Source organism: Streptomyces sp. NPDC045955 (genome assembly GCF_056430805.1).
In genome coordinates this window covers 49,913-61,549 of sequence record NZ_JBWKKY010000007.1, presented here as the reverse complement: position 1 = coordinate 61,549, position 11,637 = coordinate 49,913, and the positions used below count along the sequence as shown (strand labels likewise).

9 protein-coding genes and 1 pseudogene are annotated in these 11,637 nt (G+C 69.1%); 4 read left to right on the top strand and 6 right to left on the bottom strand.

Annotated features, from left to right (window positions below; genetic code table 11):
• Nucleotides 1–580: 580 nt before the first annotated feature.
• The 3 genes from AC07F0_RS16155 to AC07F0_RS16145 all read right to left on the bottom strand — a co-directional run bounded on the left by AC07F0_RS16155 (nt 581) and on the right by AC07F0_RS16145 (nt 3,114).
• Nucleotides 581–988 carry a PIN domain-containing protein gene (locus AC07F0_RS16155; RefSeq protein WP_478979279.1) on the bottom strand — a complete coding sequence of 136 codons (408 nt, stop codon included), beginning with the start codon at nt 986–988 and terminating at the stop codon, nt 581–583.
• Nucleotides 985–1,218 carry a type II toxin-antitoxin system VapB family antitoxin gene (locus tag AC07F0_RS16150; RefSeq protein WP_478979276.1) on the bottom strand — a complete coding sequence of 78 codons (234 nt, stop codon included), beginning with the start codon at nt 1,216–1,218 and terminating at the stop codon, nt 985–987. The genes AC07F0_RS16155 and AC07F0_RS16150 overlap by 4 nt, the downstream gene beginning before the upstream one ends.
• A 330-nt stretch (nt 1,219–1,548) precedes the next feature.
• Entirely contained in the window at nt 1,549–3,114 is a 1,566-nt protein-coding gene (locus AC07F0_RS16145; protein ID WP_478979273.1) for a sigma-70 family RNA polymerase sigma factor, read from the bottom strand.
• 404 nt (nt 3,115–3,518) lie between these two features.
• Between AC07F0_RS16145 and AC07F0_RS16140 the strand changes: the two genes are divergently transcribed.
• The gene (locus tag AC07F0_RS16140; RefSeq protein ID WP_478979270.1) at nt 3,519–4,949 is read left to right on the top strand and encodes a glycoside hydrolase family 43 protein; all 1,431 of its coding nucleotides are present in this window, start codon (nt 3,519–3,521) and stop codon (nt 4,947–4,949) included.
• Between the two features lie 197 nt (nt 4,950–5,146).
• Nucleotides 5,147–5,548, top strand: coding sequence for a family 43 glycosylhydrolase (locus AC07F0_RS16135; protein WP_478979267.1), 402 nt, complete (start codon nt 5,147–5,149; stop codon nt 5,546–5,548).
• Between the two features lie 56 nt (nt 5,549–5,604).
• Here AC07F0_RS16135 and AC07F0_RS16130 read toward each other — a convergent pair whose 3' ends face one another.
• Nucleotides 5,605–7,089, bottom strand: a complete 1,485-nt coding sequence (locus tag AC07F0_RS16130) for a DUF6880 family protein (protein WP_478979264.1) — start codon at nt 7,087–7,089, stop codon at nt 5,605–5,607.
• 338 nt (nt 7,090–7,427) lie between these two features.
• On the opposite strand from AC07F0_RS16130, the pseudogene AC07F0_RS16125 reads away from it, so the two are divergent.
• Both AC07F0_RS16125 and AC07F0_RS16120 read left to right on the top strand, forming a co-directional pair.
• A pseudogene (locus AC07F0_RS16125) lies at nt 7,428–7,598 on the top strand (type II toxin-antitoxin system Phd/YefM family antitoxin); the annotation flags it as partial.
• Nucleotides 7,595–7,849 (top strand): Txe/YoeB family addiction module toxin, encoded by a 255-nt coding sequence (locus tag AC07F0_RS16120; protein WP_478979261.1) that lies wholly within the window; start codon nt 7,595–7,597, stop codon nt 7,847–7,849. The pseudogene AC07F0_RS16125 and the gene AC07F0_RS16120, both read left to right, overlap by 4 nt.
• Nucleotides 7,850–8,398: 549 nt before the next feature.
• Here the strand turns inward: AC07F0_RS16120 and AC07F0_RS16115 are convergent.
• Complete coding sequence (locus AC07F0_RS16115) at nt 8,399–10,648, bottom strand: discoidin domain-containing protein (protein WP_478979258.1); 2,250 nt, start codon at nt 10,646–10,648, stop codon at nt 8,399–8,401.
• Between the two features lie 107 nt (nt 10,649–10,755).
• Nucleotides 10,756–11,631: a carbohydrate ABC transporter permease gene (locus tag AC07F0_RS16110; RefSeq protein WP_478979255.1), complete on the bottom strand. Its 876-nt coding sequence runs from the start codon at nt 11,629–11,631 to the stop codon at nt 10,756–10,758.
• Nucleotides 11,632–11,637 lie beyond the last annotated feature (6 nt).

Here is an 11,637-nt window from a genome sequence, read left to right as displayed (position 1 = left end):
ACGGCCCAAAACCCACCGTCGTCGGCGCCCTCGGCGAGCTCCTCGACCGCACGTCACGCCGCCTGCAGAGCGACCACTGCAACGAGGAGGGCCGGTCCCGCAGCCGTGCGTTCCGCCCCTTCACCCGCCGCGGCAGGTCAATTCCCGTGACCGACCTCGGCAAGAGCCACGGTTCCGGCGACAGCGACGGCATCGCCGGCATCCGCGCCATCTCCCGCCTCAGTGAGCCTCCGATCGACGCCATCCTCCTGTACAAGCAGCCAAAATCGCCGCTGGCAGCGCCAGGGAGTGTGGCCAGGGCTGCTCATACTCCTCGGCGCGAACCAGCGGGCGCGGTCGCATCGAGTGGCCGGTCAACGTCGACCCCCGATCTGCCGGACTCACCAGCATGCCGCCGGCACGCCAGTTCGGCCAACCCGGTGGCAACCGCCTTGGCCCAAGCGATCCCCCGAGCCACGAGGAGTCCCGCGGCGTGCGGTGGTGCGTACATTCGAACCCGTTCCGGGAAGGACGGCCGGTGCGCCCGGAGACATCGATCACCGAGGTCAGAGGCCGACAGACGTGATCCTGCCTCCGGAGATCAAGCTCGTGCGTCTCGCTGCTGGACTTCCTTGAGGACTCCGGCCACCGTCGCGAAGTCATTGTCCACGTGGAGGACGGTGTGCCCATGGTGTACAGCTGTCGCACACACCAACAGGTCGATCGCTCCCGCCGCCCGATGCTGGCCCCTCTGGGTCAGTTTGTACTGGGCGGTGTCGACCCACCGCCAGGCGTTCTTCGGAACCGGGGAGAGCAGACAGAGCGCGTCCAGTTCCTCGGCCAGCTCATCTCGGTGAGACGGGCTGGTCGCCGAGTAGAGGAATTCGGCACGTGTCGGCTCGCAGAGGTGGAACACCCCGGCGGCGATGTGTCCCTCCCAGGGGCGCAGCGCGCCCGGGGTGCGGAACAGGTGCCACAGAGCCGAGGCGTCCACCAGATACGTGATCACCCGAAGGCCTCGCGTCGCGCACGCTTCTCGGCTTCATGCGCCGCTGCGGCCTGCTCGAACTCGCCGCGCTCACCTCGCGCGGCCAGCTTCTCCGCGGCCTCAAGCCGCTTGATCCGCGCCACATAGTCCCGCAGAGCCGCGTTGACGGTCTCCTTCTTCGTCGTGGCACCCATGAGCCGCATGGCCTCGGCCAGCGCCTCATCGTCGAGATCAATCTGAGTGACGGACACCGGGCACCTCCAACATCCACGATGTATGCATCCAAGATACATCGCCAACATAGGGGCGCCTCAACGGGGCACCGCATCCCCTGGGAATCACCCATGAACCCCACATCCGACTTGACCGGAATCTGCGTCCCGAACCCGTCCTGTCGATCATGAAGATGCCTATCGAGACACGTCGTCAGCGTCGCTCAGTCCGCCCCGCCCACCTGCCAGCTAAGCCGCTGGCCAGAAGGTTTCTCCTCGCGTAGCGAGTGGTGGGGCGAGAGGACACCTGGCGCGTCCTCATTGAACCGACTGGACGTCACGTGAGCTTCAGAGCAAGGCCGTTCAGTGTCAGGTCCAGGGCGCCACGAGGACGAAGGAGCGGCTTGCCCGGTACGCGGCCGTGTTCTCGGCAGGGTCTAGCCACAGCTGAAGGTTGTCCCGGTGGCGGAGGTAGCGGCCGGGGAAGTTGTACGACTCCAGGGAGACCGAACCGGCCGTGGAACCGGGACGGGGGCAGAAGGTGGCGTCCTTCTGGAAGATGACGGATCCGTCGTCGGTGTCCAGCGGGATGCGGAAGGCGTAGTGCCGCAGATACCTGCCCGTGGCGTCCCTGAGTGAGTAGCAGCGGGGGTCGGCCAGGCCGGGAACGAAGGTGAAGGTGGCCGCCTGCCGGGTGGCCGCGGAGCTGGTGGTGCCGACCGGGTTCAGGATGCCGAGTCGGCCGGAGTGACTCACGTAGGCGCCGGGGTTGTCGACTGACCGCAGGGCGTGCAGCCCCGACAACCGCGCCTCAGCCTTCGTCGTCGGGGCTGCTGTCGGTGTCGGCGTCGGCGCCGGCGTCGGTGTCCGCGAGGCGGACGTTCTCGGGGACGGCGGCACGGGCGAGGTGGCGTGCGACGGCGGGGCCGCGACGGCGGGCCGCGGGGCCGGCTCGTGCGATCCCGTGGCGGTGTACCAGGCCACTCCGGCAGCCGCGAGCGTGACGGCACCTGCGGCTACCGTCGCCGCGGGCTTGGCGGCCAGCCTGCCGATCGTCCGCGCCGTACGGCCTGCACTGCTCGCCGTGCGCGTGCCCGCGCCGGCGGTCGCCCCGGCCGAGTCCGCCCCCAGCGCCCTGGCCAGTACCAGGCCGGCCAGGCCGACCGGCACCGGCACCAGCGCGAGGTCGGCCAGCAGCCCCTCCGCCGGTATCAGATCGGACGAACTCGACAGGCACTGCGGACAATCGCGGACATGGCGTGCCAGCCGCTTGCGCCACAGCCCGGACGGCCGCCCGTCCCACGAGGCGAGCACGGCGGCCAGGTCCGGGCAGTGCGGCGAGGCCGTCACAACTCGTACGACGGTGCGCGCCGTCTCCAGCCGCTCCTTGACCCGCTGGATCCGGACCGCGGCGTGCTGCGGTGTGAGACCGCAGGCCGCCGAGAGCTCGCCGCGGGTCAGTTCACCGGCGCTCTCCATCCACCACAGCGCGAGCACCTCGCGTTCCTCGTCCTCCAGCCAGCGGGTCGCCTCCACCGCTTCACGGCGCTGACCCGACAGCGCGAGACGAAGAATCGCCAGGTCCGCGAAGTCGGCCTGCGGAGCTGCTTCGTGGACGTTCTCCTCCAGGGGTTCCGTGGTGAGCCAGGTGCGCCCTCTGCGCCACCGGTCACGGACCTGCCGCACGGTGATGGCGACGAGCCAGGACCGGAACCGATCCGGTCGCTCCAGTCCGGGCAACCCGTCCAGGACCCGCATCATCGTCTCCTGGACCACGTCGTCGACGTCGCTGTGCCCGTCCAGCGCCCGCCCGACGATGTTGTAGACCAACGGCAGACAGTCCCGTATCAGCTGTTCCGAGGCCTGCCGGTCCCCGGCCCGCGCCGCCATGACGACGGCGACGTCCGGCCGTTCCTGCGTGTCCTGCGAGCGCACCCCGCCCCACCTGTCCCGTCGCCCTGCCGCTGCATCGAGGGCGACAGTGTGCCAGGAGCGAATCCGGAGGATGTGCGTGGGTCGCTTCTCAGGTGCCGCCCCAGACCTTCCTCGGTTCCTTGTTTTCCGTTATGCGCGACGCGCCGGTGCGTCTCCTGTGCGTACGGCCCCTGCTGACGATCCCACCCCGGACAGAGGGGGACAACGCTGCTTCTCTTGGCTTCTCCCTCTTGACACCGCTCTTACCCGACTCTAACTTTTCGGCCGAATCCACGAACAACGTCCGGCATTTCGAACCACGCATGCTCCGGACCCTTTTGGCTCGCCTCCCTCCCGCTCCGCGGCGCGAAACAAGGATGTCTTTCACCCCCGTCCCGGCACCCGCAGAAAGACAGGAAACGCACATGCCAAGGGTTCTCACCCGGCTGGCGGCGATACTGGTCGCCGCCTGCCTGCTCTTCACCTCCCAATCTCTGGCCGCACCCGAGCGGGCGGCCGCCGCCGACCCCGGCTACCTGATGACGCACTTCATCGGGGAGGGCTCGAACGGCCAGCAGATCTACTTCTCGTACAGCACGGACGGCCTGAACTGGTCCGAGCTCAACGGCGGCGGAATAGCCCTTCGCTCCACGGTCGGCACGAAGGGGGTACGCGACCCCGCACTGGTGCGGTCCCCCGACGGCAGCAAGTACTGGATCATCGCGACCGACCTGTGCATCAGCTGCGGGCAGAACTGGGAGGCCGCCGTGTTCAACGGCAGCCGCAGCCTCGTGGTGTGGGAGTCGACGGACCTGATCAACTGGTCGGAGCCGTGGCTGCTCAACGTCGCCGGCGCGATCCCCGACGCACGCAACGCCTGGGCGCCCGAGGCGATCTGGGACCCCGAGACCAACGACTACGTCCTGTACTGGGCGACGAACGTGCCCCTCAACGGCAAGGCGAAGCACCGCATCTACTACGCCCGCACCAGCGACTTCCGCACGATCACCACCCCGCAGATCTACATCGACCGCCCCGGCACCCAGGAGATCATCGACACCCAGATCGTCGAGATGCCCTCCGGAGTGGGCAACTACCGCTACGTGCGGGCCTCCGGCGACGGACAGATCACCCTCGAAGGCAGCAACTCGATCCTCGGAACGTGGACCAACCTCGGCAACCTCTCCGGCATCGGCCTGACCGGCGCACAGGTCGAGGGCCCGATGTGGATGAAGTTCCGCGACCGCAACGAGTGGGCGCTCTACCTCGACCAGTACTCCTCCGGACGCGGTTACATGCCGGTCACCTCGACCAACCCCTCCGTCCCCGGCACCTACCAGCTGCCGACGGCGGGCAGCTACGACATGGGCGTCAGCAAGAAGCGTCACGGCTCGATCCTGAACCTCACGGCCGCCGAGGAGACCCGCGTCCTCGCACGCTGGAGCGACATCCCGGCCAAGCGGCTCCAGTCGTTCAACTTCCAGGACCGGTACGTGCGGCACGCCAACTTCGACGTGCGCATCGACCAGAACATCACCGGCCCGGACGCCCAGTTCCGGCTGCGGCCCGGCCTGGTCGGATCCGGAACCGTCTCCTTCGAGTCGGTGAACTACCGCGGCTACTTCCTGCGGCACGTCAACAACGACTTCCAGCTGGTCCGCAACGACGGCACGGCCCAGTTCGCCGCCGACGCCACCTTCAACCAGGTCGCCGGACTCGCCGACCCCACCTGGTCCTCCTTCCAGTCCTACAACCACCCGGACCGGTACATCCGCCACTACGCCTACTACCTGGAGCTCGACCCGATCACCACCGCGACAGGACGCGCCGACGCCACCTTCCGCGTGACGGACTGACCCGACACCGACAGGGACGCCGGCGCCTCCAGGAGAGCGCCGGCGTCCCTTTCCTCTGCCTCCGCATGCTGACGGAGGTGGCCGTCGGCGTCTGCTCACGGGCCCGCCCCCCGTCGGTCGCACGACATTCGATACAGCGAGCACCTGGAAAGGAAGTACCGTGATCCTTCGCCATCGGGCCGTGGTTGGCCGGTGCCGTGGCCTTGCTCACGGCACTGGTCTGTGCGCAGGGACCCGCGTCCGCGGTTGACGGCCGCCCGTACACGAACCCTCTGAAGTCCTTCAAGGGTGCGGATCCGTGGCTGGAGTACTACGACGGCAACCTCGTCACGACGACGTTCACCGGCGTCCTGGGCATGCGCAAGTCGCCCACCCTCGCCGGCCTCGCCACCGCCCCCAACGTACAGATCTGGTCGGACACCACCCCTACCCGCAACTCCAACATCTGGGCCCCGGAGATCCACTTCTCCGACGGCCACTGGTACCTGTACTACAGCGCCGGGCAGAGCGGCACTCCGGGGCGAACGGCACCCAGCGCACGCATGTCCTGGAGAGCGCCGGCACGGACCCGATGGGCCCGTACGCCTACAAGTCGATGATCAAGGGTGCCAACCTCTACCCGACCGACTGGCTGATCGACGCGAGCGGAGCCCTTTCACAGCCCGTGCCGGTCGAGGATGCTCATCAGCTTGCGTCGGCGTTTGAGTTCCGCCCGCAGGCCGGCGAGATACGCGGTGAACGCGTCCTCGGTCCCCAGCGCGCGATGGCAGTCACGGGCCGCCAGGAGCAACCCGGCCAGGTGCTCGTAGGCACGGTCCCCGGTCGGCTCCTTCGACCGCTCGACCAGCCGCAGGTACACGCCGAGCGCCTCGGCCGGACGTATCTCGCGCGACAGGTCGGCGAGTCGCTCCCACTGCCGGTCGTCCGCGCGGTCGGCCGCCTCGAGCCAGGCGGCGTCCAGGTCGCCGTCGTCGAGCAGCGCGTCGATCAGCACGGGCCCGCCCTGCCGGCCGCCGCGCTCACGGCGGGCGTCCTCCCTCAGGACGGCCAGCGCGGCCACACGCTCGGTCTCCCAGCACTGCGCCACCTGGGCGGCAGAGCGCAGCTGCTGGTAGGCGGCCAGAGACCGCTCGGCATGGAACCGGTCCCGGCGCACTCCGACCACGTCCGCCGACCGCCCCACCTTCGCATAGCGGGCACACACGTAGTCGACCAAGCGGCCATCGATGTACATCTCGGCGGCACAGTCCCGAATTCCGCGCTCCGCCCACGTGAGCGCCTCGTCCGCGCGGCCCGCCGATTCGAGTTCCTCGGCGATGCGCAGATGCGTGGCACCTGACGGGTCGAGATCCTGCGCGTACAGGGCGACCAGCGTATCGACGTCGCCCTCCGCCTTGACCAGACGCTCCATCAGATACCGCTCCGCCCACCCGGACGGCCTGCGCCGCCGTGCCTCGGCCGCCAGCTGCCGCAGGCGGGCAAGCCCGCTCGGTCCCAGCACCTCGGCGTAGTCGAGCGGGTCCGGGTCCGCCACCCCGCTACCGTCGCCGAGGACCTGCCCGACCAGCCACTCGGCCAGCCGCCCCGGATCGGGGCGCGCTACTCCGCACGCCTCCCGATGGGCCTCGACCACCGTGTCAGCGGCCTGCCCGACCACCCCGTCGGAGTCGTCGATCTCCTCGTACACCTCCCCCAGCACCCGGATCGCCTCCTCGGCCAGACCGACCGCCTGCGCCGCCTGTCCGCCGGCAGTCAGGGCGCCCAGCGCGGCCGCCGCCTCTGCCACCTGTCGCCCATACCCCGCGGCATCCGCGTACTCGACGTACCCGTACTGGGCAAAAGGCCGCGGATCGATCAGCGCCAGGATCCGTTCCCGGACGGTACCGAGGTCGGAACGAGCAGCGGCGGCCCGCAGCTCCAGGCGCCGTCGCAGCCCGCGGTCCTCGGCGATCTGCTCCCGCACCAGCCCCAGGAGTTCGTCCCGGGACAGCGCCGTGAGCCACGCCTCCAGGCCGGAGGCCCGTGCCCGTGCGGCGGCCCGCTGACGCGGGAGCGCCCTCGCCCGCCGGAGCACGGTCAGCCCCACCGCCACACAGTGCTTGCAGAAGTTGCCCTCCTGCCGTACGGGCAGTCGCACCACCCCGAGACCCCCTCGTCGCCTCCGAGGGTGAGCTCCACCTCGTAGACATCCGTACCGTGCACCACGGCGGTGACCGAGCCCTCCCCCACCTCCAGCCCGCTCACCGCGTCCAGATACCCCAGTCCTCGCTCGAAGGACCGAGTCCCGGCCAGCGCCCTCAAATCGTCCTCGCCGAACCCCAGCACTTTCGGTGACACACCGGTATTCAACCGCGGAAGGCGGGGAGTCCCGAAGATCTCAGCTATCCCCCTATGAGGGGCCGCAAGCAATGCTCTCGGTGCCCCATCCCGACCTGACGCGCGTCGGGCCCGACCGGGGGCTGCCTTGTGGACACGATCAAGGGGAACGCCGTCCTCATGTCCGAAGAGGACTTCAGTTCGTGGACCGAGACAGTGCACCTCCTGCGCTCTCCCAAGAACGCCCGTCGCCTGCTCGACTCCATCGCCGAGGCGGAGGCCGGCAAGGCACAGCATCGCGAGCTGATCGACCCCGATGCGGAGCGTGCGTGAAGATCTCGTTCACGACCCACGCCTGGGAGGACTACACCTACTGGGCCGAGAACGACCGCAAGATGGTCAAGCGCATCAACAAGCTGATCGACGACACCATGCGTGATCCCTTCAAGGGCATCGGCAAGCCGGAGCCCCTGAAGGGTGACCTGTCGGGCTACTGGTCCCGGAGAATCGACGACACGCACCGACTCGTGCACAAGCCGACCGACGATGAGCTGATCATCGTCCAGGCTCGATACCACTACTGACACGACCCGAAGAACCTGCACGGGTCCCGAAGCGCGCATGACGCTGAGGCGACGCCACCCCTGAACTGCAGCCGCCCAGCCACGCGAGAACACATACGTTGCGGTTCGAGATCCGCACCGTCGAGGCGAGCTCGGCCCTCGAGGCCCGCTCGCGCGCCGAGGCGAACCGCCCGACGCTCTCCGCCTCTGCCAGGAGGATCAGCGCGGTGGCGAGCGCCCCCACGCCAGGCAGCGCCGAACGCCCAGCCCTCGGGCCCCCGCCCGCGCCCGCGCCCGCGCCGGGCATCTCACCAGCGACCTGACGCGCCCCCTGTTCGCCTCCGCCACAGCAGACCCGCACGAGGCCGACCGGCCACGGGACGAGGCCCACCGCCGAGGACAGCGCGACCAAGCCGCACTACCGTTCCCGAACCTCGCGTCCCCTGCGTGTCCCCTGGCCACTGCTCTACGCCATCCTGCCGCCCCTCCGGTCACGACATCACCGCAGGTCACAGCACAGAGGCAACCCCAGCCAGGTGATCCTACGCCGGCAGGCGTTCAGCCTTCGATTCAGGCGGGCCGTGAAGTGAAGATCGCGGCTGCGCCGGCAGGCAGTCGGTAGCTGTAGGTCCTGCTGCCCCAAGGGACGTCGAACACGGCGTCGCGTGTACCGGAGTTGTAGGTCACCTGCAGCTGGGTGCCATCGGGCAGGGTCGCGTTCTTGCGCTGGAGGCCGGCGCTCGTGCCGGTGGCCGACGTGGTCTTGCCGTCGGGAGCGAACACGGAGACGTCGTGGATGGACCACCAGCTGCCGGAACCGGCCGTGTTGACCACGCGGATGTAGCGGGCGGTGGTGATGGGCAGCTGAATGCGGGTCACGGTGCTGCCGGGGCCGGTGGCGATGGGCTCGCCCCAGGTGGTGCCGTCGTCGGAGGTGTACACCTCGTACTGGCGGGCGAAGTCGCCGGACGAGGCGCTGGTGTCCAGGACGACCTGGTCGAAAGTCCGGGTGGAGCCGAGGTCGAGCTGGAACCAGTCGCCCGGCTGCATGCCGTGTCCCGAGCTCCAGCGGGTGGACGCGTCGCTGTCGATGGCCTTGGAGGGCGGGTCGTCCGAGCTGCTCGCGGAGGCCGTTGCCTGCCAGCCGTCGCGGGAGAGGGCCGCCTCACCGGTGGGCGGGGTGAGCGATGCGCCGGTGGGCAGGGTGTAGGCGAGCCACTGGTCGCCGATGCGTACCTGAGGCTGCTGGGTGAGCAGGCTGCTGTCGTAGGTGATCAGGGCCTGGCTGCCGTCGGGGTTACGGAAGGGGATGTCCACGGAGCCGATGGCGGACGGGGCGGTGCTGCCGTGCTGGGTGCCGGTCCAGGTGAAGGTGGCGGCTGTTCCGGCGGTCAGGGTGTAGGTGAAGTGGCGGTCGCCCCAGCGAACGGTGAAGGTGCGGTCGGTGCTGCCGGAGTTGTAGGTGACCAGCGCGGTGGAGCCGTCGGGGTTGGTGAAGGCGACGTCCTCGATGCTGCCCTTACCCAGGGTGCTGGAGGCGACCCGGCGGGCGCCGGGCTGGACGAACTTGCTGGCGTGTGCGAGGCCCCAGTAGTCGGCCGTCGGCGTGTAGGTCCACTTGCCGTCGGTGTTCGGGGAGACGGTCACCACGGGGCGGCAACCCTGGCAGCCGTTGTTCGTGGGCCCGCCGCTGGAGTCCAGGGCCAGGTTCCAGCGGATGATGCTCTGGGCCCAGTTCCGCGGGCCGTTGATGACGTTGTCCATGACGCCGGCGAAGGCGCCCTTCTCGTCGCCCTCCCAGTTGCCGCCGGAGCACTCGGTCTGGAAGGCGGGCTTGTTGGGATAGTCGTTGTGGACGACGGTCTGCGCCACCTCGTCCCCGGCGTAGCAGTGCCAGGCCGTGCCGGTGACCTGCTGGGCGGTTGCCGGGTCGGCGTAGAAGGACTCGGGGTAACTGGTGACGTCCCAGTTGTGGTCGTAGCCCAGGATGCCGGTCGACAGGCCCTGCTTGCGCAGCGTCGGGGCGAGGTGGTCGGTGACGAAGGTCTTGGCGTCGTCTGCGGGCAGGTACATGCCTGGGTAGGTCGACGGTTCGTGCAGCGGCTCGTTCTGCGGGGTGACGTAGCGGACCGGGACGCCGGCCGCCGCGTACGCCTTCAGGAACTTGGCGAAGTAGTCGGCGAGCGGCTGGTAGGCGTCCGTCTTGAGCCGGCCGCCGTTCATCGAGTCGCTCGTCTTCATCCAGCCCGGCGGGCTCCACGGGGTGGCCATGAGGGTCAGCTGAGGGTTGATCTGCCGGGCCTGCTTCAGCAGGGGGATGGTGTACGACCGGTCGTGGTCGATCGTGAAGTTGGCCAGCGTGGGGTCCGTCTCGCCGGCGGGCATGTCGTCGTAGGAGTAGTTGCCGCTCACGGTGAAGTCGGTGGCGCCCATCGGCTGGCGCAGGAAGCTCAGGCCGATGCCGTCGCGACGGCTGAACAGGTCGCGCATCAGCGCGTTCCGCTGTGCGGCGCTGAGCTTGGTGCCGACCAGCCAGGCGGAGGAGTCGGTGAACGAGGCCCCGAAGCCGGTCATCGGCTGGTACTTGCGGGTGGTGTCGACCGTGATGGTCGAGCCAGACGATGCCCGTCCGGTCTTCCAGGTCACAGGCGACTGCTGGGACAGGTACGTCTTCGTGGACGGGTTGGTGACCCAGACCGACGCCTTGCCGGCGGTGCCGGCGGAAGCCGGTGTGGCCGACGGCAGGACGGGGAGCGTGGCGAGCAGGGTCGCGGCGGCTGCCAGGGAGGTCCGGCGCCATTGCCGGGTGATGGTTCTCATGGAGCGGCTCCTTGCGGGCATGACGGCCATGCACGGCGGCGCGCGTGCATGACGTGGGCGGTGCGGAACCGGCGCGTGGGGGCCGGGTGGGGGCGCCGGAGCTAGGGTCACTTCAGGCCGGTGGTGGCGATGCCGGCGACGAAGTGGCGCTGGAAGAGCAGGAAGACGATGGTCACCGGGAGCAGGACGACGACGGCGCCGGCGAGCAGGATGCCGAAGCGGGTGAAGTCCTGCCCGCTGCTGGCCAGGGCGAGGCCGACGGGAAGGGTGTACTGGCTCTCGTTCTGGGCCACGACCAGCGGCCACAGGAAGTTGTTCCAGGAGCCGAGGAAGGTGATGATCCCCAGGGTGGCCAGGGCCGGTTTGGTCAGCGGAAGGATGATCTTCCAGAAGATGGCCAGCTCGCGGCAGCCGTCGACGCGGGCGGCGTCGATCAGCTCATCCGGCAGGGTGGAGATGAACTGCCGCATCAGGAACACCCCGAACGGGGTGGCCAGGAACGGCAGGATCAGCCCGAGCAGGGAGCCGGTCAGCTGCATGTTGGCCACCAGGACGTACAGCGGTACGAAGGTGACCAGGCCCGGAACCATGAGGGTCGCGATGACCACGGTGAACACGACACGCTGTCCCCGGAACTCCAGCTTGGCCAGGGCGTAGCCGAGCATCGAGCAGAAGATCAGGTTCCCGGCCGTGACGGCCAGGGCCACGATCACGGAGTTGGCGAACATCCTCGTGAAGTCCAGGCTGCCGAACAGTTCCTGGAAGTTCGTGAGCGTGGGGCGGGTGGGGATCAGGTCGGGCGGGATCTTGCGGATGTCGGCCTCAGGCTTGAACGACCCGGACAACATCCACAGGAACGGCGTGACCATCAGCAGCAGGAGGCCCGTGAGCGGGAGGTACAGCCATGGACGGCCCCACTCCTGGCGGATGTGGCGACGGCGTACGGACTTCTGTACAGCGGGAGCGAGAGGTGCGGTGCTCATGGGGCA